This is a genomic window from Rhodanobacter sp. FW510-R10 (assembly GCF_058781105.1).
This window is the reverse complement of record NZ_JBYSWL010000001.1, coordinates 1,370,720-1,397,352: the sequence shown is the minus strand read 5'-3', so window position 1 is coordinate 1,397,352 and position 26,633 is coordinate 1,370,720. Positions and strand designations below refer to the sequence as shown.

Sequence of the window (26,633 nt, the reverse complement as noted above, 5' to 3'; positions counted from 1 at the left end):
GCAGCCGCTGCTCTGGTTGAATCGCGGCTGAGCGTCCACATGTCGCTGTGGGTAAGGCGTCAACGCCATTCAACCTCCCGAGGTGCCAGCATGCGCATGGACAAACTGACTTCGCGTTTCCAGCAGGCGCTCGCCGACGCGCAGTCGCTCGCGGTCGGTCGCGACCACAACATCCTCGAGCCCGTGCACGTCATGGCCGCCCTGCTCGACCAGCAAGGCGGCTCGACCGCGCCCTTGCTGACCCAGGCCCAGGTCAACGTGCCGGCGTTGCAGCAGCGCGTGCGCAGCCTGCTCGACCGCCTGCCGCAGGTCAGCGGCCAGGAAGGCAACATCAACGTCGGCAACGACCTGACGCGCCTGCTCAACCTCACCGACAAGCTGGCCCAGCAGCGCGGCGACCAGTTCATCGCCAGCGAACTGTTCGTGCTGGCGGCGCTGGAGGACAAGGGCGAACTCGGCGCTGCCCTGCGCGAATCGGGCGCGCACAAGGCGAACCTCGAGGCAGCCATTGAAAAACTGCGCGGCGGCGAGAAGGTGCAGTCGGAGAACGCCGAGGAACAGCGCCAGGCGCTCGAGAAATATTGCATCGACCTGACCGAACGCGCCGAGCGCGGCAAGCTCGACCCGGTGATCGGCCGCGACGAGGAAATCCGCCGCACCATCCAGGTGCTGCAGCGTCGCACCAAGAACAACCCGGTGCTGATCGGCGAACCTGGCGTGGGCAAGACCGCGATCGTCGAGGGCCTGGCCCAGCGCATCGTCAAGGGCGAGGTGCCTGAGGGCCTGCGCGGGCGCCGCGTGCTGGCGCTGGACATGGGCGCGCTGATTGCCGGTGCGAAGTTCCGCGGCGAATTCGAGGAGCGACTGAAGGCCGTACTCAACGACCTGGCCAAGCAGGAAGGACAGGTGATCCTGTTCATCGACGAGCTGCACACCGTGGTTGGCGCCGGCAAGGCGGACGGGGCCATGGATGCGGGCAACATGCTCAAGCCGGCGCTGGCCCGCGGCGAGCTGCATTGCATCGGCGCCACCACGCTGGACGAATACCGCAAATACATCGAGAAGGACGCCGCGCTGGAACGACGCTTCCAGAAGGTATTCGTTGGCGAGCCCAGCGTGGAGGACACGATCGCGATCCTGCGCGGGCTGAAGGAGCGCTACGCCGTGCACCACGGCGTGGAAATCACCGACCCGGCCATCGTCGCTGCGGCCACCTTGTCGCACCGCTACATCACCGACCGCCAGTTGCCGGACAAGGCTATCGACCTGATGGACGAGGCCGCCTCGCGCATTCGGATGGAAATCGATTCCAAGCCGGAGGAACTCGATCGCCTGGAGCGCCGACTGATCCAGCTCAAGATCCAGCGCGAGATGCTGAAGAAGGAAAAGGACAGCGAGTCCAGGCAACGCCTGGCCGACCTGGAAGCCGACATCGAGAAGCTCGACCGCGAGTTCTCCGACCTCAACGAAGTCTGGAAGGCGGAGAAGGCCGAGCTGCACGGCACGACCAAGATCAAGGAGCAGATCGAGCAGGCGCACGTTGCGCTCGAAGCCGCACAGCGCCGTCAGGACTACGCCAAGATGAGCGAAATCCAGTACGGCCAGCTGCCGGCGCTGGAAAAGCAGCTCGCCGCCGCGCAGGATGCCGACGCCCAGCATTTCAAGCTGGTGCAGACCCGCGTCACCGCCGAGGAGATTGCCGAGGTCGTCTCGCGTTGGACCGGCATCCCGGTCAACAAGATGCTCGAGGGCGAGCGCGAAAAGCTGCTGCACATGGAAGACGAGCTGCACAAGCGCGTGGTCGGCCAGGACGAGGCCGTGCATGCGGTGGCCGACGCGATCCGCCGTGCCCGCGCCGGGCTGGCCGATCCCAACCGGCCGAACGGCTCGTTCCTGTTCCTGGGTCCGACGGGCGTGGGCAAGACCGAGCTGTGCAAGGCCCTGGCCGAATTCCTGTTCGACACCACCGACGCCATGGTGCGCATCGACATGAGCGAGTTCATGGAGAAGCACTCGGTCTCGCGCCTGGTCGGCGCACCCCCAGGCTACGTGGGCTACGAGGAAGGCGGTTATCTCACTGAAGCGGTACGCCGCCGGCCGTATTGCGTGATCCTGCTCGACGAGGTCGAGAAGGCGCACCCGGACGTGTTCAACATCCTGCTGCAGGTGCTGGACGACGGCCGGCTCACCGACGGCCAGGGCCGCACCGTGGACTTCCGCAACACCGTGATCGTGATGACCTCGAACCTCGGCTCGCAGATGATCCAGGACGCAACCGAAAACGCCGGCGATGCCGACGCCGAGGAGCAGTACACGCAGATGAAGGCCTCGGTGCTCGGCGTGGTGCAGGCACACTTCCGGCCCGAATTCATCAACCGGTTGGACGAGCTGGTCGTGTTCCGCCCGCTCGACAAGGCGCAAATCCGCGCCATCGCGCACATCCAGCTCGGCTATCTGGAGCAGCGCCTGGCGGAACGCCAGTTGCAGCTGGAAGTCAGCGACGCCGCGCTCAACCTGCTCGGCAATGTGGGTTTTGATCCGGTGTACGGCGCGCGCCCGCTGAAGCGGGCAATCCAGCAACAGCTGGAAAACCCCCTGGCGCGGGAAATCCTCGCTGGCAAGTTCGTGCCCGGCGACACCATCGTGGTGGATGCCGCAGCCGGCGAGCTGGCCTTCCGCAAGCGCTGACGAAGGCTGATCGATCAGCATCAGATTCACGGAGCCGGTGAAATCCGCCCCGTCATCCCCGCGCCTACCACTTCGTCATCCCCGCTTTCGCGCACTGCTGTCCGGAATAAATTCGTGCCGCGACACCGAAGACGTGGCGAAGCAAGGCTGGACGGCTGTCACGCGCAACCTGGACTCAAAAAAAGGTGGTCACCCCGTTGTCTTACCCAGACCCTCGAACCTCCATCGTCATCCCCGCGCAAGCGGGGATCCAGTGCTTTTAGGTGTCTGCGAAGGCCAAAGCACTGGATTCCCGCTTTCGCGGGAATGACGCCAGGTAGGGTTTCGGCGTCCTGGCACGATACCGTAGATGAAGCAAAGGCGGTTCCGAAAACGTTCCGGACAGTAGTGCGCGAAGGCGGGGATCCAGTGCTTTCAAGTGACCTGCAAAGCCAAGGCGCTGGATTCCCGCTTTCGCGGGAATGACGCCGGAGTGGTGGGGCGAGTGTGGTTCCGAAAACGTTCCGGACAGTAGTGCGCGAAAGCGGGGATCCAGGGCCTTTGCCTGTGGCGGCTAAAAAGTAGAAGCACTGGATGACCAGACATTCGTCTGTTGAAAAGCGCGTTCCGCTTTCGCGGGAATGACGGTGGAGGGCGCTCGTGGGGAGCCATGAGTGCCGCTCGTCGGCCAATTGCTACCGTTCGTCGCCCCGGCCCTCGCCCCAGCCGAGGCGCCGCCGGTAGAGTGTCGGCCGAACGGGTCAGGGGGTTCCATGCCATACAAGCCACGCCAACGCGGCGTCTCGCTGATCGAGGTGCTGATTGCCGTGCTGATCTTCAGCATCGGCCTGATCGGCCTCGCCGGGCTGATGGTGGTGTCCACCCGCTCCAACCATGTCGCCTACCTGCGCACCCAGGTTACCTTCCTGGCCAACAACATGGCCGAGCGCATGAGCGCCAACCCCCGTGGGGTATGGAGCGGCGCCTACAACAACGGCAGCTACCCGGTCGGCGCCGGCAGCGTGACGTGCAGCTCCGGCTCACCGTGCAATCCAGCGCAGCTGGCCGTCTACGACCAGCAACGCTGGAGTCGCCAGTTGCAGACTTTCCTGCCGAACCCGACGGCAAGCATCGTCTGCGCCGGCGTCACCGCGGTCAGCTACAACCCGGTCGGCAATCTTCCCCAGCGCCCCCCCTACGGTGGCAACTGCGTCATGACCATCAACTGGACCGAACGCAGCGAGCGCGGCCAGGCTGCGCACAATGACAACGTGCAGACGTTCGCCTGGAACTTCCAGCCATGACCGCCCTGCACCCCACCCCCGCGACGCAGCACGGCGTCACCCTGATCGAGCTGATGGTGGCAATGCTGCTTGGGCTCATCGTGGCTGGCGGCATCGTCACCGTGTTTTCCTCGACCTCCAGCAGCAACAAGGCGCAGACCCAGCTCGCCCGCCTGCAGGAGGAAGGCCGCTTTGCCATTGGCCGGCTGAACAACGACCTGCGCATGGCGAACGCCCTGTACTGCAACAACTCGGGTGGCACGGCGCAAACCAGCGCCAGTGGCACCATGCTCGATGCGTTGCGCACACCGCGCGTGTTTGCCACCAACCTGATCAACGCGGCGCATCCGAGCAGCAGCGCCCTGGCCGACATCACCACCGGCTGGGGCAGCGGCGGCTACCCGGCCCCGCCGACATCCTCGTACCCGATGCCGGCGTTCCTGTACATGCGTGGCTACGACTGCACGCTGACCAACTGCACGCCGGCCAACCCGGTCGCCGCCGGCTTGCCGGCCATGGGGACAGCCGAGGGCGACCGCGTGAAGGGCGCCGACGTCCTCACCGTCCGCTATGTCAATTCCGACGGCGGCTGGTCGATTGGTGAGGTCGGCGGCAGTTCGCTCACGATCACCAGCGCCGCTGGCGTGCCAGTCCTCACCACGATCACGCTCTCGCCCCTCACGGGCGAGCCGCCAGTGGCAAATTTCGGTGCCTCCGACCTGGCCATGCTCGCAGACTGCTCAAACACGCAGATCTTCGCCTTGGGCTCGGTCTCTGGTGGTGTGTTGCAGGTCGCCGGCGGCGCCAATGTCGCGGGCACCACACCGGTGGTACCGATGCCGCAATCGGCGCCCCGGGTATTCGACGTCAACCGGGATTTCCGCACCGTCACCTATTACCTGCGCGTGGTCAGCGTGAACAACGACGGCAATGCGCCATACACCGGCGCCTTGATCCGGCGCGTCAATGGCGGCGCAGCGCACGCCGCCGACCGCGGCGGCAGCGAGGACGAGCTGGTGCGCGGCGTCGAGCGCCTGGATTTCCGCTACGGCGTCGAGGACGCCAACGGCAATACCTCCTTCCTCACCGCAGCGCAGGTCGACAGCGCCACCAACTGCGCACCGCAGGAACAGGGCGCGCTGACCACGGTCGGCTGCCTGTGGCGCAGCGTGAAGAGCATCGAGGTGAGCATCCTGATGGACGGCCAGGTGCCGCTGTACACGCTCACCAACAATGACCTGCTGTACGCCTACACCGCCGACGCGAACCCCGGTCTGCTGGCGCCCAGTGCCCATGCCATCAAGCCCAGCGACCAGGGTTTCCCCGACCCATTGCTGCGGCGCGAGTTCACCTCCCTGGTCGCCGTGCGCAACTTCAACCCATGAACGCCCATGCCTGCAGCTTGCGGCCACGCAGCAACGAGGGAATGACCCTGACCTCGACGGTGCGCCCCTCAGGACGTCATCCAGTCGCCTCCCGTGCACAGCGCGGCGCGGTGTTGGTGATCGCGCTGATCTTCCTGTTGCTGCTCACGATCCTTGCCGTCGGCGCGTCGAACCGCTCCCTGCTGCAGCAGCGCATGGCCGGTGGCCTGCTCAACGCGCAGCGCGCGCAGATGAGCGCCCAGACCGCGCTGCGCGGCGCCGAATGGCGCCTGTGGAGCTCGGCAGCGAAGGTTGGCACCACGCTCGGCTGCGGTACCGCGCTGTTTCCGTCGTGCTACATCTTCGATCCGCTCAACCCTGTTACCGATGCGGTCAATTTCCGCACCAAGCCTGGTTGGATCACGGCAGGCAGCGAGGAATATCTCGGCAACGAGGGCCACATCGACTTCACTACAGGCGACGGCAAGCTGGCCGAAAACCCCCGGTATATCGTCGAGGACATGGGCTCGGTGCGGCCGCCCGGCTCAGGCCCACAGCACGAATCGGGCGCGACCGGCCCGAACGGCTCGGGGCCCGGCCAGATCAACCTGGAAATCTTCCGCATCACCGCCCGCGCCACGGGCGGTGACCAGAACACGATCAGCGTGCTGCAAAGCACGTTTGATGCGCAGGTGCAGTAAACGAGTGCAGCCCGGAAGCCTGCTGTTCCAGGGGCAAGGGCAGAAAACCAACCGGCCAGCCCGTGCGTCAACGGACGGCCCAACGCGGCAAGGAAAGCAGGGAACCCGTCATGTCCACAACAGTCCAGAGCACGCTGCGCAGCCGGGTGGCCACCATGGCCTCGGCACTGCTGTTGTTTGCCGGCCTTACCGCGCCCTTCCTGATCCTGCAAATCACCCACGCGCTGGCCCAGACGGCACCACTGCCCTGCACCGAAGGCAACCACAATGGCTGTACCGAACTCAGCGCTACGCCGCCCGAGGACACGCAGGCAGTGCCGCCCAACCTGGTGCTGATGCTGGACGACTCGGGTTCGATGGCCTGGGACTACATGCCGGACTGGAGCTATCTCGCGGATCGCAGTGGAAACGGCGTGAGGGACTCGAGCGTCAACAGCGTGTATTACAACCCGTCCACCCTCTATACCCCGCCGCCGCACGCGGACGGCACTCCGTACGCCAACTCGCCAGGCATCACGCAGGCGTTCAGGGATGGCTTCGTCGATACCACCCTGGTGAAAGTCACGACCTACGGCGGGGAAAGCGCAGACGGGGATAACCGGTATTCGTATTACACCTCGCTGCCAACCACCAATGTCACCACCGTCGGCACTGCTGTTTCGAGCTGCCCGAACGGCTTTATCATGAGTGGCGGTCTATGCGTCAGCATATACACTGCCCCTTTCAACCCGAACACAAGCTGGACGTGTCCTAGTGGCGGCCGCCTAAGCAGCGGCAATCAATGCAAAGTCACCACGGGCGAAGGCTCTCCCACCTATTACCCGGCAACGCCGGTGTATAGCTGCCCGGCCGGCTCCGCGCTTGGGTCGGACAACCTTTGCCACCCGCAGACCTCCAGGAACCCGAATTGGACGTGTCCCAACCCGCCGGGCGGCTCGCCAAAGTTGATCGACGGCGTCTACATGTGCGTGGTGACGCAATCCGTCAATGTGTTTCTCTACGTCGTGGGCAACCCGGGCGGCCCGTACACAGCCCGGTACGTGGCTGCAGGCAGCGATTGCGACGCGCTGTCCAACGCCACGCAGAAGGCAAACTGCGTGAACGAAGGCGACACGGCGAAGACGTTTCCGGACGGCACCAGCGCTGCGCCTGCCGGCATAGCACCGGGCCAGAACGTGGCCAATTGGTTCTCGTATTACCGCACGCGTATGCAGATGGCCAAGACTGGCCTGATGATGGCCTTCATTGACGTCGACCCCAAATACCGCTTCGGTTTTGCCTCGATCAACGGCAATGGCATCAGCAACATTCCCACCACTCCGACCGCGTTTGGCTTCGATGACAGTACGGCCAGCGGCAACGGCGGCAACGCAGCCAACAAGCTGGCCGTGGTACAGCCGTTTGGCGACGGCTCCAGCGGCACCCAGAAAGCGTTGTTCTGGAAATGGCTGGCGAACATCGGCGCGAGCAAGGCCACGCCATTGCGCAAGGCGCTGAACGCCGTGGGCCAGTACTACTCGACCGCCAACCCCTGGGCGACCCTGCCGGGTGACCCTGGCTGGACCACCGGCAGCACGACGAAATTCACCTGCCGCGCGGCCTATACCATCCTCACCACGGACGGCTTCTGGAATGGCGACGAGCCGACTGCTCCGAGCGGCCTCGCCGGAGCCGCCAGCATCGATGGCCCGGTCCAGGTCGTCCCGACCGGCGCCCTGACCCAATACAAGGCGGTCGCCCCGTATTCAGGCGGCGGCGTCAGCGGTGGTACCTCACTGGCCGACGTGGCCACCTATTACTGGGAGCGCGACTTGAACACCGACCTCAACAACGAGGTCGCGGGCGGCAGGAAGGATCCGGCATCCTGGCAGCACATGACCACGTTCACCGTCGGCCTGGGCTTCGACCCGACCGGCATCCAGCCTACCGGCACCACCACGCCACAGATCTTTGGATGGGCCACGGGTGGCGCGGCAATCACCGGCTTCAGCTGGCCAACGCCCACTTCGAACAGCATCTACAACATTGCCGATCTCGCCCACGCTGGCCTCAACGGGCACGGCGACTTCTTCAACGTCAAGAACACCTCCGAGCTGACCGATGCGTTCGGCAGGGCACTGAGCGATATCGCTGCACGCAACGTGCCGCCGCGACCGGTAGCGGTGAACGCCAGCGTGCTGTCGCTTGGCGCGGCCGCGTTCCGCAGCGGTTACACGACCAGTGACTGGTCGGGCGCATTCCAATCGGTCACCTTGAATTCCAATGGCACGGTCGCGACCATCCTGTGGCAGGCCGACACCCTGCTCGACGCCGCCTACCACTCGGCATCGGGCTATTCCGGACGCAATATCTATACGGGCGTGTATGCGCTCTCGAGCGGTATCGGCACGTTCACCGGGCTGAAGTTCGATGTCGCCAACAGCGGCTCGCTGGATGCCAGCGAGCTGGCAGGCCTGACCACGCCGGCACTGGCTGGCGGCAATGACACGCTGGACAACCGCATCAAGTACCTGCTTGGCGACAACAGCTACGAGGGCACGCCCTTCCGCACGCGATCCAGCATCCTGGGTGCCATCATCCACTCCGAGCCCACCTATGTGGCCGGCGCCACCGGCAACTACCGGGGTAGTTGGCCGACGTTCGGCACAATCACGCCCCCCGAGGCGGACACTGGCGCGCAAACCTATGACGATTTCGTGCACGCTGCGTCGACGCGCGCGGCAGCGGTCTACGTCGGCGCCAACGACGGCATGCTGCACGCGTTCTATGCACCGGTACCGAACTGTACCGGGACGGTCGACGCCAGCGGCAATTGCTCGGCCTATACCTACCCGAGCGGATCCAACTACGGCAAGGAAGCATGGGGGTTCATGCCGCGCGCGGTGTTCGCGAATCTCGGCAACCTTACCAACAATGTCTCCTTCCAGTTTCGCCCCACGGTCGACTCCACGCCGACCAGCCGCGACGTGTTCTTCAGCGAGGGTGCCGCAGGCGTCAAGGACACCTGGCGCACGATCTTGACCGGTGGAGTGGGTCTGGGTGGTCGCGGCGTGTACGCACTGGATATCACCGACCCGACCACGTTCTCGACCAGCAACGTGCTGTGGGAATTCGATGCGGACATGCCTGCGCCGACGAGCTGCGTAAGCAACATTGGCTCGTGCCGATCCACCGACCTGGGCTTCACCGTCTCGCAGCCCAACGTCGCGCGCCTGGCAAACGGCAAGTGGGTAGTGTTGGTACCCAATGGCTACTTCCCGGACTGCAGTACGCCGGGCGCTCCCACGAAGGACACCGCTACCTGCGACACGATCGCCGCACAGGTACCGCTGGACGCGGACGGCAAGCCCTACAGCGCCTTGTTCGTGCTCGATGCCCAGACCGGGCAAATGCTCGCCGAGCTGAAGACACCCGCCGTCACCGGCGTCACTAGCTTTGGCCTCGCCAAGGCGGTCGTCGGCGACTACAACAGCGACCAGGTCGACGACGTGGCGTTTGCCGGCGACGTGCAGGGCAACCTGTGGCGCTTCAACCTGTCCGATACCAATCCAGCGAACTGGAGCGTCAGCCTGGTATACGAGGGCCTGGCCGATTCCAGCGGCAACCAGGGTGTGCAGCCAATCACCACCATGCCGCGGTTGTTCCCCGACCCGGGCACGAATCGTTTCCTGGTCGTGTTCGGTACCGGCAAATACCTTGGCGTCGGCGACAACACGAACACCTCGGTGCAGGGCATCTACGCGGTCCGCGATACCGTGGGCACGATCTGGACCCAGGGCGACCTGACCCGGCAATTCCTGCACGAATCGGTGGTGCCGGCGGGCGCACCCAATGCCGGAGCGACCTTGCGTTGCGTCACCGGCAGCTCCAGCGACACCTGCACGTCGTCGGCAACGCCCATCAACTCGTTGGCGGGCAGCGGCGGGGGCTGGTATGTCAACCTCTACACCACTGATGGCGCCGGCGCGCAGAGCAATCTGGGCGAACGCACGGTGGTGAATCCCGGCGCGATTTTCGCCAGCAATACGGTGGTGTTCCAATCGATGATTACCGGCGCGTCGGGCAGCGACGCCTGCTCACCATCGATCCAGGGCGCCATCCTGGCCTTGAATGCGACGACCGGCGGCTCGGCCGGCATGTCATCATTGGGTGGTTGGCCAACCGCCGGCGCACGCATCAACGACTCGCGCACCAGTGGCAGCCTGCCGGTGGTGTCGGCGCTGGGTGGTGGCCAAGCCTACCTGCCAGGGGCGACGTTGGCACCGTCAAGCTCCACCCCGATCTCGCTCGACGCCCCGATCTGGCGCCGGCGCTCGTGGCGGGTGCTGATGCATGACCAGTGAGGTTTGCGGCATGAACAAACACGTACGCCGGATCCGTGGTTTCAGCCTGGTCGAGCTGATGGTGGTGATTGCCATCATCGCGATCCTGGCCGCCATAGCCGTGCCGGCGTTTGGACGCTATGCGTTCCGCGCCCGCCGCGCCGATGGCCAGGAAATGCTGCTGCGCATCGCCAATGCGCAGGAGCGCTTCTACGCGACGAACAACCGCTATGGCTCGTTGAGCGACATTGGCTACGGCTCGACCGTGGCCTCGGAGAAAGGCTATTACGTGGCGGCCGTCACCCTTGCTGCCGCAGGCAGTACGGCTGCGCAGACCTTCGTCGTCACGGCCGCGCCGCAAAACGTGCAGGCTCCGGACAGCTGCGGCACGCTTTCGATCAACGATGCCGGAGCCAAGACACCGCTGGCCACCTCGACCTCGGCCGCCGTCAACGGTGCCTGCTGGTGAACGGTGCGATGCCGGTGCCACGCCGCGCCCGGGGCTTCACCCTCCTGGAGTTGATGACCACGATCACGATCGTGGCGATCCTGCTGGCGATCGGCGTGCCCAGCATGCGCAGCATGATCCAACGCAACCGGGTCAGCTCGGCCAGCAACGACCTGGCGGCCAGCTTTGCGTATGCGCGCACCACGGCCATCAATCGCGGACAACTGGTGTCGCTGTGCCCGAGCGTGGACGGCAGCACCTGCACCTCGGGGAGCCAGGATTTCGAACCCGGCTGGATCATCTATACCTATCCCGCCGGGACGGCTTCGGCAAACAAGGCCTACGATTCAAGTACAGCCACCCTGCTGCGCGCGGTCGACCAGCGTGCCGGGGTCTCGATCCACGCGCTGCAGAACCAGGTGATCACGTTTGGCCTGCAAGGCCAGCTGCGGGGGGCAGCCACGACACCGCTGGTATTCCTCACCTGCGCGCGCAGTGGCGACAGCGGCGTCGGCCAGAGTACAGCGATCACCCGCGGCGCCCGCATGGAAGTGAACGGCTCAGGTTCGACCAACACCTTGCTCTTGCCTGCCGGCGCCAGCTGCGACAGCTGATCCCCGCAAAAGCTTCCACCTCACCCCACCCACTCCCCTGACAGAGCCAGGGGAGAGGGAGTCAAGTCCGGACATCCAGACGGCCGCGAAACCAATCCCCTCCTCCCTGACGGCTTCATCGTCGGGGGGGAGGGTTGGGGTGAGAGGGGGCGAGCTTCGCCCCGCCGACATCCGCACCGAAGGACAAAAGCGAAAGCCCCTCGCCCAACCCACGGGCGAGCGGGCGACCCGCAACATCACCAGCTATAGCGCACCTTGCCGTAGGCGTAGGCGCCGTTGTAGCCGAATGGCGAGAACGTCGAATACTTCAGGGTGCCGTTGTTGCTGTTGTTCGGAATGTTGAGGTCGGGATAAGTATCGAACGCATTGTCGACGCCCAGGGTGAACGTCCAACGGTCCAGTGTGTAGTTGGCGGCCAGGTCCAGCACCCACTTCGGGGTGAAGGTCTGGTCGACCACGCCGGTGGCCACGTTGTAGGCAGCCAGGCTGCTCACGTAGTTGGTGTAGCGGCCGTAGCGGGTGAGCACCCCGGTGAAGCCCCAGTTACCGACGTTGTACATCTCGTTCAACACCAGTTTGCTGCGCGGCGCCGAGTTGGCCAGGTAGCCCTTGATGTCCTGGCGGGTCAGACGCACGAAATTCACACCCAGGTTGGTCAGCACCGCCGGGTTGGCCTTGACGCTGGTCACCAGGTTCTGGTTGTAGTTGGCGCTGAGCGTACTGGACAAGGTGCCGGCATGGCCGAGGTCGGCCACGTAGGTCGCCACCAGGTCGACGCCGCGGGTTCGCGTGTCGGCGGCGTTGGTGAAGTAGTCGATGCTGCGGAAGTTGAGGTCACCGACGCCGTTTGCGGCCAGATAGTCCACGACGGTCGGCCCGGTCGTGGCGATCGCGCCGGAAAGCGAGATGCGGTCGCGGATGTTGATCTGGTAGAGATCCAGGCTCAGGTTCCAGGCATTGCCCGGGGTCCACACGGCACCAAAGGTGTAGTTGGTGGATTTCTCCGGCTGGAGCGGTTCGGAGCCGAGGAGCTTGGCGATCTGGCTGCCGACCGGCACGAGGCCGGCATTGTAGATGCCGGCTGGGAGGCCGACCGAGTTGCCGGCGGCCATGAACAGCGACGAGGTCTGCGAAAAATACTCCTGGCCCAGCGACGGGGCGCGGAAGCCGGTCGACACGCTGCCGCGCAAGGCGAACGAATCGGTGAAATCGAAACGCCCGGCGAGCGCTCCGGAGGTGGTGTTGCCGAAATCGTTGTAGTGCTCGTGCCGCACCGCGGCCGAAGCCCCGAAGCGGTCGGTGAGGTTGGTTTCCAGGTCGAGGTATTCGGCCACGTCCTGGCGCGAGGCGCTGACCGCGTTGACCGGCTGCCAGCCGGCAAAGCCCTGCGCGCCGCCCGACGTTCCTGAGGTGCCGACATACCACGACGGCAGCGCGCCGGCGTCGATGGCGTAGGTCTGGCGCAGGTATTGCGCGCCAAACGCCACCGTGACCGCATTCGGCAGCCAGCCGGTCTCGACATCCTTGGCGATGTCGAGATCCACGGACTGCTGCGCAGCCTTCAGGATGCCATCGTCAAACACGCTGGGCGTGCTGCCAAAGTCATGCAGGAACGCGTAGTTGAGGCTGTTGCGCGTTTCATAGGAAACCCGGTTGCGGCCGTAGTTGCCGCTCAGGTCCCAGCGCCAGCCGTCCACCTTGCCGCGCAGGCCAGCCACCAGCGACTGGTCCGTCGAGTCCGCGTGTTCGAGCGGCAGGAAGCCGTCCGGATACACCTGGCCGATCAGCGCATTGTTTGGCTTCGGCGAATTGGTGCCGTAGCGGAAGAATGCCGGGGAAGTGCTCTGGCGGCGGCCGAAATGGCCAAACGCGTAAAACTGCACGCCGGGAGTGAGGTCGTACTGCGTATTCAACAGGATGTTGTCATTGCGTACATCGGGATCGCCTTGGCGGAAGTTCACGCCCAGGCCGCCAAAGCCGGGGCGGTTGTCCGGCCCCGCGCGATTGGTGTGGTCCTGGTTGCCGTTTTCCGCGGTCACGCGCAACCAGCCCTTGTCATTGCCCAACGGGATGCCGAAGTTCGCCGAGCCCTGCCACTGCCGGCCATCGCCCGCCGAATACTGGCCGCCGGTGATTTCCACGTTGCCGCCCTGGGCGCCCTTTTTCAGGATGATGTTGATGACGCCGGCAATCGCGTCCGAACCGTATTGGGCCGACGCGCCGTCACGCAGCACCTCGATGTGGTCGATCGCCGACATCGGAATGGTGTTGAGGTCCACTGGCTGCGAGCCGCGACCAATCACGCCGTTGTTGAGCAGGATCGCGCCCTGGTGCCAGCGCTTGCCGTCCACCAACACCAGCACCTGGTCCGGCGACAGGCCACGCATCTGTGCCGGGCGCTGGGTGTCGGCCGTATCCGCCGCCGCCGGGCGTGGGAAATTCAGCGACGGGATCAGCCGTGCCAGCGCGGTCGGCAGGTCAGTGGTGCCGGTCTGCAACAGCACCTGGAACGGCACCACGTCGATCGGCGTCAGCGAGCTGCTGACCGTGCGCGCCTCCGAGCGCGTGCCGGTGACGATGACGGTACTCAGGGTCTCGGCCTTGACCGGGGTCGCCTGATCGGCATCCTGGGCGGCTGCTGTAGCGGAAAGCGCAAGCAATATGGCAGCCGAAAGCGCGACGGGGACCACGCGCGGAAGCCGCTGCGAGGGGTTCTTCATGGGGTGCTCCTTGGTGGTCGTGCGACCACGCATGATGAGGGACAAATATCGCCGCGCACCCGGTCCAGGTGTGGACAACGGAAGGAATCAGCCGTCTATACGGCCGTGGCGACGCGGGCCGCACCGCGGCCCATGGGCTTTACCATACGCCCGTGACGGGGCACCGGCATGGGCCATCTGGCATATTTCCGCGGTGGGTTGAAATCCCCGCAGGCGCCCCAATCATGGGGCCGTTGGCCTGGCCAGGGACCGGGCAATTGGAGTTCGCATGCCCATCTATGAATTCGAGTGCCGCGCGTGCGGCCATCATTTCGACCACCTGCAGAAACTGTCCGACCCGGACCCGAAGGTGTGCCCGAGCTGCCACGCCGAGCAGCTGCAGCACATGCTCAGCGCACCAGCGTTTCGCCTGGCGGGCAGCGGCTGGTACGAGACCGACTTCAAGAAACCCGGTGACCAGCGCCACAACCTGGCGGGCGACGCCGGCGCACCGCACACGAACGGCCATCATGATCACGCCGCAGGCAAGTCCGCCACCGCCAGCGAGGGCGGCACCGCAGCCACCCCCGCGGCACCCACGCCAACCCCCACAACCGCCAAGCCCACCGGAGACAAGGCCGCTGCCGCAGCCGGCTAGTAGCGCTGAAGGCCGGGTGGCGCAAACGTTGCCGATGGCGCCCGGGCACTGACCCTCCCCTCGCATTCCCGCTTGCGCACACTGCTGCCCGGCATAAATTCGTGCCTCGACACCGAAAGCGTTGCAACGTACGGCTGGATGGTTGTCGCGTGCGACCTGGACTCAAAAATGGCGGCTGGCCCCGGTTGTTTCGCCTCGGACTGCAACCCTCAGGCGTCATCCCCGCGCAAGCGGGAATGACGCCGGGGCGGTGTTTCCCTGGCACGATGATGCGGACGAGGCAAAGGGGTTCCGAAAACGTTCCGGACAGCAGTGCGCTTGCGCGGGAATGGCGAGATAGGTTTCTGCGGAGCAGTGACTTGGGGCGAATGCTAAGATACGCGGTCTTTTACGCCTGTCAGCCGCAGTGGCGGCCCGGAGCCTCGAGCGCATGCGCACGCATTATTGCGGCCTCATCGACGAATCGTTGATCGGCCAGCCTGTCACCTTGTGTGGTTGGGTCAACGCCATGCGCCTGCAGGCGCACGTCGCCTTCGTCGACCTGCGCGACCACGAGGGTCTGGCGCAGGTGGTGATCGAGCGCGACAACGCCGCGGCATTCGAGCTGGCGGCCACGCTGGGCAACGAATACTGCCTGCGCGTGCACGGCACGATCCGCCGTCGCGTCAGCGTCAACGACAAGCTGCGCACTGGCACGGTGGAGCTGCTGGCCGAGCGCGTGGAAGTGCTGAACACGGCAAAGGACCTGCCTTTCGCGCTGCACGAGAATCCGAACGAGGACATGCGGATGACCTACCGCTACCTCGATTTGCGGCGCCCGGCCATGCAGCAGCGCCTGCGCAAGCGCGGGCAGCTGGTGCGCGCGCTGCGGCGCTACCTCGACGATCGCGGGTTCCAGGACATCGAGACCCCGATCCTGACCAAGGCCACGCCGGAAGGCGCACGCGACTATCTGGTGCCCAGCCGCGTCCACCCGGGCCAGTTCTACGCGCTGCCGCAGTCGCCGCAGCTGTTCAAGCAACTGCTGATGGTGGCGGGCTTCGACCGCTACTACCAGATCGCGCGCTGCTTCCGTGACGAGGACCTGCGCGCCGACCGCCAGCCCGAATTCACCCAGCTCGACATCGAGTTTGCGTTTGTCGACGAACATGAGATCCAGGACACGGTGGAGGACCTGGTCCGTCACGTGTTCCATGAAGTGCAAGGCATCGACCTGGATGCGCGCTTCCCACGCATGACCTGGGCCGAGGCCATGCGCCGCTTTGGTTCGGACAAGCCGGACCTGCGCTGCGCGCTGGAGCTGGTGGATATTGCCGACGCCGTCAAGCACGTCGAGTTCAAGGTGTTCGCCGGCCCGGCCAACGCCGCGGACGGCCGCGTCGCGGCCCTGCGCCTGCCGGGTGGCCATGACCTCAGCCGCAAGGATCTGGACGGCTATGCCGCCCATGTGGCCCGTTATGGCGCCAAAGGCCTGGCCTGGATGCGCGTGGACGATCCGGCCCAGGGCCTCGCGGGCGTGCATTCGCCGGTGGCCAAGTTCCTCGACGCCGACGCCGTGCGCGCGATCCTGGCGGCAACCGGCGCCCAGGCCGGCGACATGCTGTTCTTCGGCGCCGGCCGCTGGCAGACCGTCAGCGGGTTCATGGGCGCCCTGCGCCTCAAGCTGGCGAAGGACCGCAGACTCTTCACCGACGGCTGGAAGCCGCTGTGGGTCACCGACTTCCCGATGTTCGAATACGACGACGGGGCACAACGCTACGTGGCCCTGCACCACCCGTTCACCGCGCCGAAGATCGACGACATCGACGACCTGCGCAACCATCCGGCCACGGCGGTCAGCCGCGGCTACGACATGGTGCTCAACGGCAACGAGATCGGCGGCGGCTCGATCCGTATCCACCGCCCGGAAATGCAGCGCGCGGTGTTCGACCTGCTCGGGATCGGCGAGGCCGAGGCCGAGGCGAAGTTCGGCTTCCTGCTCAAGGCGCTGAAGTTTGGCGCCCCGCCGCACGGCGGCGTGGCGTTTGGCGTGGACCGCATTGCCGCCCTGCTCGCGGGCACCGACTCGATCCGCGACGTGATCGCCTTTCCGAAGACCACCAGCGCGCAGGACTTGATGACGGACGCGCCATCGGACATCGCACCGGCGCAACTGCACGACCTGCACGTGCAGGTACTCGATGAGCCCGCCGCCGATGCCACCGCGGCGCATGATCACTAAAGCCGGCATGTGCGCGCCCGCCGCTGTCACGGCAGCAATGATGAAGCGCGCGACGGGCGCCCGGCCGCCGCCGGACCTCCGGCCTGTCCATGCCTGACCAGGTTATCCTGCTGCACGGCCTGTGGATGCGTGGCTTCGCGCTGGCCATGTTGGACAAGCGCCTGATCGAGGCCGGATTCGAGGTCCACCGCTTCGATTATCTGAGCGTCGCCGCCAGCCAGGAACGCATCCTCGATCGGCTGCAGACGCAAATGCGCGAACTGGGCGACGTCGAGCACGTCGTGCATCTGGTCGGCCACAGCCTGGGCGGCCTGCTCGCCATGCGTGCGTGCAGCGACAGTGCGGTGCTCCCGCCCGGGCGCATCGTCTGCCTGGGCTCGCCGCTGCTCGGCAGCTCGGCGGCACGCGGGCTGGCTGCCTGGGGGCACGCCGGCGAGGTACTGCTGGGCCACAATCGCGACTTGTTGCAGCGTGGTTTCGAACGTTGGGACGGCGCGCGCGAGGTCGGCGTCATTGCCGGCCGCCTGCCGCTGGGCCTGGGCAACATGCTCGGCCATCTCGAAGGGGCGCACGACGGCACAGTCGCCGTCGCCGAGACGGAATTGCCCGGCATCAGCGACCACTGCGTCGTCGAATCCAACCACGTCGGCCTGCTGTTTTCCGCCGAAGCCGCGCGTTCCACCGCCGCTTTCCTGCACACCGGACATTTCCCTACGCCCTTGACCTGAGGCGGGAGACAGTCGCTCCAGGTAAGGTCGGAACGTCCCCTGTCGTCATTCCCGCGAAAGCGGGAATCCAGCTGCTTTGCATTTCTGTTGCTGGCGACAAAGGCACTGGATTCCCGCTTTCGCGGGAATGACGACGAAGTAGCGTGACGGATACGCTCCGAAAGCGCTCCGGACAGCAGTGCCCTCTCGTGGCTTGTTCGCGCTGGCAGGCGTGCGCCGTTTGCCGACACACACCCGTCACCGGCTATCGCGGCAGGGCCACCTCGGGTTGGCCGGCGGCCTTGCGCTTGGCATTGAAAGCCGCAAGCGTGGTGGTCTTCAAGGTGTTCCACTTGGGCAACACTTCCTGCAATTGCGCCTTGGCGTGCTCGCAAGCGGCGACCTGGGTCTCGGTCGGCGCCGTGTCCGCCTCCTGGAGCGCCATCATGGCCTCATTCAGCGAATTGGTGACGCCGGTCAGGGTCGGCGGCCCCGGCGGCGCGCCGAAGTAGCGCGCCATCATCGCTGCCATGCCGGTCAGCGGTGGTGGCGCCAGCGCCGTCACTTGCGCTTTCAGTGCGTCCACGTCCTTGCCCTGCAGCTTGTCCAGCGCGGTCACCAGCGCCCGCGCCTGCACGAACTCCGTATGCGCGGACTGCGTGGCCGCGTACATCTGCCGGGTCAGGGCCGCCAGCGCGGCCAACGTCGTCGGCGCAGTCTGCACCCGCGGATCCATGCGCAGGTCCAAGGGCTGCGTATAGCTCTTGCCGCCCACGGTCAGCCGCACCGTGTACTGCCCTGGCGCCGCCCACGGCGCATTGGCCTTGGGATAGGTGCGATGCGGTACCGCGCGGTTCTCGTCGTCGCTGGCGCGCTCGTCCAGGATCGGGTCGTAGCGCAGATCCCAGCTCATGCGGTGCATCCCTGCCTGCGTTGAAATCACGGTCGGCGGTGCGGCCCAGTACAGCGGAACCCCACAGTCCGGCGCCGAAGGCGTTGCCTGGCACACCTTGTTGAATGCCATCGGGTCGAGCGCCGGTTCCGGATGGCGCACCGGATCGGTGCTGGCATACGAGCGGATCACCTTGCCTGCACCGTCCAGGATGTCGAGCTTCACCGGGCCGGCCACATCGGCGGGCAGGAAGTAATCAATGATGCCACCGGGAGGCGGATTGTCCCCGTGCGGCACTTCCGGCGGCCAGGGCGTGGGATCGTTCATCGCAAAGCGCACGCGCACGGCCGTCACCGGCTTGTAAAGGTACGCGGCGTTGGCCGCACGCGCCGCTTCCATCTGCGCGTGCTGGCGCAGTGGGGTGACGTCATCCAGGATGTAGAAGCCGCGCCCATGGGTGGCCGCCACGAGGTCCGAACACAGGCAGGAGTCATCATCCTTGACCTGCAGGTCGCGCACCGAGATTGCCGGCATGTCGAGCTTCAGCGACTGCCACTTGTCGCCATCGTCGAAGGAAACCCAGACCTGGGCGTCGGTGCCGGCATATAGCAGGCCGCGGGTCCGTGGATCTTCGCGAATGGTGTTGGTGACCGCGCCCGGCGCGATGCCATGGTCGATCCCGGTCCAGGTCTTGCCGCCGTCGTGGGTGCGCCACAGGTGCGGATTCATGTCGTCCAGGCGCATCGTGTTGACCGCCGCGTACGCCGTCTGCCTGTCGAAATGCCCGGCATCGATGTTGAACACGCGCGACCAGGCCTTGATCTGCGGCGGAGTCACGTTGCTCCAGTTCTTGCCGCCGTCCATCGTGACCTGGATGTTGCCGTCTTCGGTTCCGGCCCAGATGACGTTGACGTCCAGCGGCGAGGGGGAGATCGCGGTGAGCGCACCCTGGCGGGTGTTTTTCACTTCGCTCGCGTATTTCCCGACGTTGGGCGGCGTGGTCCAGGTCTTGCGTGAAAGATCGGGGCTGATGCGGGTCCAGGTGTGCGCCTGGTCCGTGCTCTTCCACACGGCGTTGGAACCGTAATACAGGATGTTGTGGTCGACTGGCGACCACTCAAGCGGCATGGTGCGCACGTTGCGGTTGAACATCTCGCCGGTCTTCGGATCCTTGGCCTTCGTGTCCGGGCCGACATAGGTGGTCTGGCCGGTCTTGAAGTTGTACAGCGAGATGTTGCTGCGCATGCTGCCAAACACCAGGTCCGGATCCTTCGGATCGGACGAGGCCATGCCGTATTCCTGGATGTTGACCGGACGCCAGTCGCGGAACGTGATCATGCCGTCGTTCGAGCGGCTGTCGACGCACGCCGAGCCGGAATCCTGCTGGCCGCCGCAGACCTTGTACGGGAACGAGTTGTCCGTCGAGGCGTGGTACATCGCCGCCGTCGGCTGCGTATACCAGTTGCTCCACGAGTCGCCGCGGTTGCTCGAGACCACGCCGCCCTGGTCGGCCACCACGACCAGGATGTTCGGGTGTTTTGGGTTGATCCAGATCTTCTGGTAGTCGTCGCCACCCGGCGAGCCGCGCACGCCCGTCCAGGTCACGCCGCCATCCTCGCTGCGCCAGAACACCCGCGATGCCACGTAGATGGTGTTCTCGTCCTTGGGATCGATGGCCAGCGTCGGCAGGTCGCCGCCGCCGATGCGCTCCAGCGGACGGCTGTCGGTCTGCTTGGGCCGCGCTGCCGCCGGCACGCTGGGATCATCGATGGCCAGGTGCCAGGTTGCCCCACCGTCGTTGGAACGGAACAGGTCGACCTCGCCGGTCGTGCTCTTCGGCTTGGCCGCCGTCGCGTGCGCCACCATGGCGTACAGCAGGTTGGAATTGCCCGGCGCCATGGCGAGGTTCGCCTGGATCAGCGACGGCAGCCCGTTGGTCAGGTGCTTCCAGGTGGTGCCGCCATCGGTGGACTTGAAGATGCCGTTGCCGGCGCCACCGAATTCGGTCGACTCGCTGTAGCCCTGTTGCTGCTGCCACAGCGCCGCATAGACGATGTTCGGATTGCGCGGGTCGATGATGACGTCGTTGCCACTGGTGTACTCGTCTTTGTACAGCACCTTCTGGAACGTCTTGCCGCCGTCCGTGGAACGGAAGATGCCGCGCTCCGCGTTCGGCCCGTAGGGGTGGCCAAGCGCCGCAACGAATAGGCGCCCGGGGTTGCCCGGATCCACCGCGACCGCGGCAATCATCTGGCTGTCGCGCAAGCCCAGGTGGGTCCAGGTCTTGCCGGCGTCGGTCGACTTGTACATGCCATCGCCCGTGGCCAGGTCCGGGCGGATGATGCCCGCGCCGGTACCGACGTAGATGATGTTCGGGTCGGATGGCGCCACCGCGATCGCACCGATCGAGCCGGTGTCCTGGCCATCGAACAGCGGTTGCCAGTTGGAACCGTAATCCGTCGAGCGCCACACGCCGCCGTTGTCGAAGCCAATGTAGGCAACATTGGGCTGGTCGGCCACGCCGGAGACGGCGCGCGCGCGGCCGCCGCGGGTGGGACCAATCATGCGCCAGTGCATGGCCGCGTAGAAATTGCCGGCGTCGGTCGACGCCACCGGGTCAAAGCCGGGCGGCGGGGTGGACGTTTGCGCCACGGCCGCCGTGGCCGCGTAGCCCATGACGGCCAAGCCGATCAACGCGGAACGGAACATCGTTGTTGACTTCAAGGCGGTGCCCCCGGAGATGCCCATGGTTGGTCGCGGAAGGTAACACGCGCGGCAAACACGCATCCAGGTGCCAAATGGACTAGAAAAAAGTGGGCTGGAAACGGCGCTGCAGTCGAATCGCCCATACGTGCCCGGTGCGCGGTCCCTCGCGTGGGCGCGGCCGGGTCGACGGCACTCCATGGCGGATACGGACACCGTCCCGCTCCCGCGCACACACTTCCAGCGGTGCACCGGCATGCGGCACTCGGTCCCAGCCAACGGAGCCCACGCTGGAAATAAGCTAAAATTGCGCGCTTGTCCGGCTGGTTCAGGTACAACGCCATGGGTAGGGGGCCGACCGTCGAAGGTCGCAAGAATGCCGAAGACGCGAAACGCGCCAAGGTCTTCACCAAGCTGATCCGCGACATCACCATAGCCACGCGTGCCGGCGTGGCCGATCCGGCGGTCAACGCCAAGTTGCGCACGGCCGTGGACAAGGCCTTGGCCGCGAACATGACGCGCGAGACGATCGACCGCGCGATCAAGCGCGGCTCCGGCGCCGATGGCGGCGCGGATATGCAGGAGCTGCGCTACGAGGGCTACGGCCCCGCCGGCGTGGCGCTGCTTATTGACTGCGTCACCGACAACCCCTTGCGTACGGTGGCCGATGTACGCCACGCCCTGACCCGGCATGGTGGCAATCTCGGTACCAGCGGTTCGGTGGCGTACCAGTTCCAGCGACGCGGCGAGCTGGGCATCACGACCGATGGCGACCCTGCGCGCGAGGAGCAAGTACTGGAAGCGGCGCTGGAGGCCGGCGCCGAAGACGTGGTCAACGCCGACGGGGAAAGCTGCGTGGTGTGCGGCGCGGACGACCTGGAACAAGTGCAGGCCGCGCTGGAAGCCGCCGGCCTGACCCTGGAGCGCGCGCAGGTGGTCATGCACCCGGCCAACCGCGTCGAGATCCCGGCCGAGGCGCAAGAGACACTGCTGGAGTTGATCGACGCGCTGGAGGCGCTCGATGACGTCCACGAGATTTACCACAATGCCGTGCTGCCGCGTGCCTGACACCGCCGCCAGCATGGCTTGCGGCAGGCAAGCGTCGGAGAATCCGTCCCGCCTCCTGCTGACGCGCACGGACGCGGCGTGGACGCAGCCACTTCCGGCAGGCTCCCTTTGACTGCGATGGCATCGCCCGCTGCCGGGCCAGGCGTGATCCGTATCCTTGGCATCGACCCCGGCAGCCAACGCACCGGCGTCGGTATCATCGACATGGCGCCGAACGGACAGCTCATCCACGTCTGCCACAGCGCGCTGGCGGTGGCCGGCGAGGCCAGCTTCGCGCTGCGCCTGAAGCGCATCTTCGACGAGTTGGGCGCCCTACTGGAGCAGCACCACCCCAACGAATGCGGCATCGAGCAGGTTTTCATGGCACGCAACCCCGACTCCGCGCTCAAGCTTGGCCAGGCACGGGGCGCGGCAATCTGCGCAGCCGTCAGCCATGGTCTCGAAGTGCACGAGTACGCCGCCACCGAGGTGAAGCGGGCCGTGGTGGGCAGCGGACGTGGGGACAAGACCCAGGTGCAGCACATGGTCGGCATCCTGCTCGGCCTGAAGGGTCCGCTGCAGCCGGATGCCGCCGACGCGCTGGCTATCGCCATTGCCCATGCGCATACGCGCGCTGGCCTGGCGCGGGCCGGCATTCCACGCACGGCGTGGCGGCGGCGGCGCTGATGGCCGCAAAGGAACCAAGGCCATGATTGGACGCCTGCGCGGTACGCTCGTGAGCAAGGCCCCGCCCTGGCTGTTGATCGAGGTCGGCGGCGTCGGCTACGAGGTGGAGGCACCAATGTCGACGATCTACGACCTGCCGCCCGTCGGCAACGAAGTCACCTTGCTTACCCACTATGCGGTCAAGGAAGACAGCGCCGCGCTGTACGCGTTTGCACACGAGCGCGAGCGTGCCCTGTTCCGCCAGCTGCAGAAGGTCAGCGGCATCGGCGCGAAGACGGCGCTGGTGGTGCTCTCCAGCGTGTCCACCGAACACTTTGCCCGCCTCGTACACGCCGCCGACCTCGCCGCGCTGACCAAGATTCCCGGCATTGGCAAGAAGACCGCCGAGCGCATCGTGGTGGAACTGCGTGACCGGCTGGCGGCTGGTGCCGGTGCCGTGGACGCTACCGGCGCGCGCGGCAACGTCCCGCTGGATGCGACCGGCGAAGCCACGGTCGCCTTGGCCCAGCTCGGCTACAAGCCGGCCGAGGTCTCCCGCCTGGTGCAAAAGGTCGCGGCCCAGGGCGACAGCGCCGAAGACATCATCCGCAAGGCCTTGCGCGCGGCGCTCGGCAGCTAGGACCCGGTACTGATGGCAGCGTCCACGACAGAACAGGCCACCCTGACGCACGACCCCGCCGCCGATGGCGATCGCGGCACGCGCTCCAAACTGCTGCTCGGCGCCATTGGCGTGGTGTTTGGCGACATCGGCACCAGCCCGCTATACACCATGCACGAGACCTTCCTGCCGGTGCACGGGCTGCGTCCGCATGCGAGCACGGTCCTGGGCGTGCTCTCGCTGGTGACCTGGTCGCTGATCATGGTGGTGGCGGTCAAGTACGTCAGCCTGGTCATGCGCGCCGACAACAAGGGCGAAGGCGGGATCATGGCGTTGATGACCCTGGCGCAGCGGGCCAGCGGCAAATCGCCGGGCGTGCGCCGCCTCATCATGCTGATGGGCCTGCTCGGTGCCGCGCTGTTCTTCGGCGACGGCGTGATCACGCCCTCGATTTCCGTGCTCTCGGCGATCGAGGGCCTGAACGTGGCCGCGCCCACGCTCTCGCACTGGGTGGTGCCGATCACGGTGCTGGTGCTGCTGGGCCTGTTCTGGCTGCAGCGGCGCGGCAGCGCCCGGGTCGGATCCATTTTTGGCCCGGTCATGGTGGTGTGGTTCCTGGCGCTGGCGGTCATCGGGGCCTGGAACATCTACCAGGCGCCGGGTGTGCTGTTCGCGCTCAACCCGTGGTACGCGGTGCAGTTTTTCATGAACCACGGCAGCGTCTCGTTCCTCGCGCTGGGTTCAGTGGTGCTGTGCGTCACCGGCGCGGAGGCGCTGTATGCGGACATGGGCCACTTCGGTCGCGTCCCCATCCGCACCGCGTGGTTCGCGTTCGTGCTGCCAGCCCTGCTGCTCAACTATTACGGGCAAGGCGGCCTGCTGCTGCAGAACCCGCGGGCCATCGGCAACCCGTTCTACCACGCCGTGCCGGATTGGGCCTTGTACCCGATGATCGGCCTCGCCACCCTGGCCACGGTGATCGCCTCCCAGGCGGTGATCTCCGGCGCGTTCACCGTCACCCGCCAGGCGATCCAACTCGGCTTCCTGCCACGCATGCAGGTGGTGCACACCTCGCGCGAAGCCATCGGACAAATCTTCCTGCCCTGGGTCAATCGGGCACTGATGGTGCTGGTGATCGCCACCGTGATCGGCTTCGGCTCGTCAAACGCGCTGGCCGGTGCCTACGGCATCGCGGTGACGGGCACCATGGCGATCGACACCTTGCTGGTGATGACCGTGGCGTGGCGCATGTGGCATTGGAGCCGCATGCTGGTGACCGCCCTGGGCCTGGTGCTGCTGGTCATCGACTTGAGCTACTTCGGCGCCAACACACTGAAGATTCCCGATGGCGGCTGGTTCCCGCTCGTGCTTGGCCTGATGGTATTCGTGATGATGACCACCTGGCGTCGCGGCCGCGACCTGGTGGTGCGCGAGATCAAGCAAAGCGGCCTGGCGCTGGCGCCGTTCATCGAGAACATGACCGAGCATCCGCCGCTGCGGGTCCCGGGCACCGCGGTATTCCTCACCGCCAATCTCAATGCCGTGCCGCATGCCTTGCTGCACAACCTCAAGCACAACAAGGTGCTGCACGCGCGCAACGTGCTGCTCACGGTCACCATCCTGGAGACCCCGGTGGCGGAGCGGGAGGAACGCATCCAGCTCACCCAACTGTCGCCGACGACCAAGGATTTCTACGCCCTGGAGCTGCATTTCGGCTTTGCCGAGGATCCGAATATCCCACTGGCCCTGGCCCGCTGTTCCAAGGAAGGCGTGGTGTTCGACATGATGGACACCACGTTCTTCCTCTCGCGTGAGAGCATCGTCGCCGATGCGCGGCGCCCAGGCATGGCGCTGTGGCGCGACAAGTTGTTCGCCTTCATGTCGCGCAACGCGCTGCCGGCCACGGCCTTCTTCCAGATCCCCGGCAACCGGCTGATCGAGCTGGGCGCACCAGTAGAGATCTGAGCCCGTCGCCTGAGCCCTTCGTCATCCATCAAGCTTCACGAGCCGAAGTCAGCTCAGCCATTGGCGGCTTTCGACCCGGGCCTAGCGACCTTCCTCGTGGACCTGGAGGTCCGCGCGCAATGCGTCGACCAGGGCCTGCTGGTCGGCGGGGCGCTCGGCGCTGAACTGCAGGTGCTCACCGCTGATGGGATGGACGAAACCGAGCTTGCGCGCATGCAGGGCCTGGCGGCGAAAACCACGCAGCGCGGCGATGAGGTCGGCCGACGCGCCCTTGGGCAGCTTGAGCCCGCCGCCGTACAGCGGATCACCCAGCAGCGGGTGGTGGATGTGCGCCATGTGCACGCGGATCTGGTGCGTGCGTCCGGTCTCCAGCCGACAGTGGACCAGGCTGTGGCCGCGATAGCGCTCGACGACGCGGTAATGGGTCACCGCCGGCTTGCCCCCGCTGACGGCGTACACGGCCTGGCGCACGCGATCGCCGCGGCTGCGCCCAAGCGGCGCATCCACTGTGCCGCCGGCCACCAGCACGCCGAGCACCACGGCCTCGTATTCGCGTTCCACCGCGTGCCGCGACAGCAACTCGACCAAGGCCGTGTATGCCGGCAGCGATTTGGCGACGACGAGCAGGCCGGAAGTGTCCTTGTCCAGCCGATGCACGATACCGGCACGCGGCAGCTCGGCGAGCTGGGCATCGTGGTGCAGCAAGGCGTTCAGCAAGGTACCCGCCGGATTACCGGCGCCCGGATGCACCACCAGGCCCGCGGGCTTGTTCAGCACCAGCAGGTCGGCATCCTCATGCACGATGTCCAGCGCGATGGCCTCGGCCCGGTCGCCGGTTTCGGCAACCAGCTCGGCATCCAGGCGCAACTGCTCGCCGCCAAGCAGCAACCGCCTGGGCGTGGCCTGCCGGCCATCCAGGGTCAATTCGCCGGATTTGATCCAGCGACTGAGCCGCGAGCGCGAGTAATCCGGGAACAACTCGGCCGCCCCCTGGTCGAAGCGTTGCCCAGCCAGGTCCGGCGGCACCACCGCCGTGCGCTGCAAGGCCGTCATGCCA

The 26,633-nt window shown here is 66.0% G+C and carries 17 protein-coding genes; 14 read left to right on the top strand and 3 right to left on the bottom strand.

The annotated features are described in order from the left end of the window. The first annotated feature begins 90 nt into the window (after positions 1-90). The 7 genes from clpB (at position 91) to AC3WJB_RS05820 (ending at position 11,399) form a co-directional block, all read left to right on the top strand. Positions 91-2,688 (top strand): ATP-dependent chaperone ClpB, encoded by a 2,598-nt coding sequence (gene clpB, locus AC3WJB_RS05850; protein WP_492679618.1) that lies wholly within the window; start codon positions 91-93, stop codon positions 2,686-2,688. A gap of 752 nt (positions 2,689-3,440) precedes the next feature. Beyond that, positions 3,441-3,971, top strand: coding sequence for a type IV pilus modification protein PilV (gene pilV / locus AC3WJB_RS05845; protein ID WP_492679616.1), 531 nt, complete (start codon positions 3,441-3,443; stop codon positions 3,969-3,971). Then, the gene (locus AC3WJB_RS05840) at positions 3,968-5,335 is read left to right on the top strand and encodes a PilW family protein (RefSeq protein WP_492679614.1); all 1,368 of its coding nucleotides are present in this window, start codon (positions 3,968-3,970) and stop codon (positions 5,333-5,335) included. Before pilV ends, AC3WJB_RS05840 begins: the two co-directional genes overlap by 4 nt. Next, positions 5,332-6,015, top strand: coding sequence for a pilus assembly PilX family protein (locus AC3WJB_RS05835; protein ID WP_492679612.1), 684 nt, complete (start codon positions 5,332-5,334; stop codon positions 6,013-6,015). The genes AC3WJB_RS05840 and AC3WJB_RS05835 overlap by 4 nt, the downstream gene beginning before the upstream one ends. A 110-nt stretch (positions 6,016-6,125) precedes the next feature. After that, complete coding sequence (locus AC3WJB_RS05830) at positions 6,126-10,358, top strand: pilus assembly protein (RefSeq protein ID WP_492679610.1); 4,233 nt, start codon at positions 6,126-6,128, stop codon at positions 10,356-10,358. A gap of 10 nt (positions 10,359-10,368) precedes the next feature. Further along, a complete protein-coding gene (locus AC3WJB_RS05825; RefSeq protein ID WP_492679608.1) occupies positions 10,369-10,806 on the top strand; it encodes a type IV pilin protein in 438 nt (145 codons plus the stop codon). Next, positions 10,803-11,399: a GspH/FimT family pseudopilin gene (locus AC3WJB_RS05820; RefSeq protein WP_492679606.1), complete on the top strand. Its 597-nt coding sequence runs from the start codon at positions 10,803-10,805 to the stop codon at positions 11,397-11,399. The genes AC3WJB_RS05825 and AC3WJB_RS05820 overlap by 4 nt, the downstream gene beginning before the upstream one ends. 236 nt (positions 11,400-11,635) lie before the next feature. Here the strand turns inward: AC3WJB_RS05820 and AC3WJB_RS05815 are convergent, their stop codons facing one another. After that, positions 11,636-14,119, bottom strand: coding sequence for a TonB-dependent receptor plug domain-containing protein (locus tag AC3WJB_RS05815; RefSeq protein WP_492679604.1), 2,484 nt, complete (start codon positions 14,117-14,119; stop codon positions 11,636-11,638). Between the two features lie 268 nt (positions 14,120-14,387). On the opposite strand from AC3WJB_RS05815, the gene AC3WJB_RS05810 reads away from it, so the two are divergent. From AC3WJB_RS05810 to AC3WJB_RS05800, 3 genes are all read left to right on the top strand, one after another. Beyond that, the gene (locus AC3WJB_RS05810; RefSeq protein ID WP_492679602.1) at positions 14,388-14,756 is read left to right on the top strand and encodes an FmdB family zinc ribbon protein; all 369 of its coding nucleotides are present in this window, start codon (positions 14,388-14,390) and stop codon (positions 14,754-14,756) included. 430 nt (positions 14,757-15,186) lie between these two features. Beyond that, positions 15,187-16,977 carry an aspartate--tRNA ligase gene (aspS, locus tag AC3WJB_RS05805; protein WP_492679600.1) on the top strand — a complete coding sequence of 597 codons (1,791 nt, stop codon included), beginning with the start codon at positions 15,187-15,189 and terminating at the stop codon, positions 16,975-16,977. An 89-nt stretch (positions 16,978-17,066) separates the two neighbouring features. After that, positions 17,067-17,705: an esterase/lipase family protein gene (locus AC3WJB_RS05800; RefSeq protein ID WP_492679598.1), complete on the top strand. Its 639-nt coding sequence runs from the start codon at positions 17,067-17,069 to the stop codon at positions 17,703-17,705. Positions 17,706-17,949: 244 nt separating this feature from the next. Here AC3WJB_RS05800 and AC3WJB_RS05795 read toward each other — a convergent pair whose 3' ends face one another. Further along, on the bottom strand, positions 17,950-21,285 hold the full coding sequence (locus AC3WJB_RS05795) for a WD40/YVTN/BNR-like repeat-containing protein (RefSeq protein ID WP_492679596.1): 3,336 nt from the start codon (positions 21,283-21,285) through the stop codon (positions 17,950-17,952). A gap of 336 nt (positions 21,286-21,621) precedes the next feature. On the opposite strand from AC3WJB_RS05795, the gene AC3WJB_RS05790 reads away from it, so the two are divergent. From AC3WJB_RS05790 to AC3WJB_RS05775, 4 genes are all read left to right on the top strand, one after another. Continuing rightward, positions 21,622-22,347 carry a YebC/PmpR family DNA-binding transcriptional regulator gene (locus AC3WJB_RS05790; protein WP_492679594.1) on the top strand — a complete coding sequence of 242 codons (726 nt, stop codon included), beginning with the start codon at positions 21,622-21,624 and terminating at the stop codon, positions 22,345-22,347. 117 nt (positions 22,348-22,464) lie between these two features. Continuing rightward, complete coding sequence (gene ruvC, locus AC3WJB_RS05785) at positions 22,465-23,013, top strand: crossover junction endodeoxyribonuclease RuvC (RefSeq protein WP_492679592.1); 549 nt, start codon at positions 22,465-22,467, stop codon at positions 23,011-23,013. Positions 23,014-23,035: 22 nt separating this feature from the next. Then, positions 23,036-23,632, top strand: coding sequence for a Holliday junction branch migration protein RuvA (gene ruvA, locus AC3WJB_RS05780; protein WP_492679590.1), 597 nt, complete (start codon positions 23,036-23,038; stop codon positions 23,630-23,632). Between the two features lie 12 nt (positions 23,633-23,644). Beyond that, positions 23,645-25,576 carry a potassium transporter Kup gene (locus AC3WJB_RS05775; protein WP_492679588.1) on the top strand — a complete coding sequence of 644 codons (1,932 nt, stop codon included), beginning with the start codon at positions 23,645-23,647 and terminating at the stop codon, positions 25,574-25,576. Positions 25,577-25,657: 81 nt separating this feature from the next. Here the strand turns inward: AC3WJB_RS05775 and rluD are convergent, their stop codons facing one another. After that, positions 25,658-26,629 carry a 23S rRNA pseudouridine(1911/1915/1917) synthase RluD gene (gene rluD, locus AC3WJB_RS05770; RefSeq protein ID WP_492679586.1) on the bottom strand — a complete coding sequence of 324 codons (972 nt, stop codon included), beginning with the start codon at positions 26,627-26,629 and terminating at the stop codon, positions 25,658-25,660. Positions 26,630-26,633: the final 4 nt, after the last annotated feature.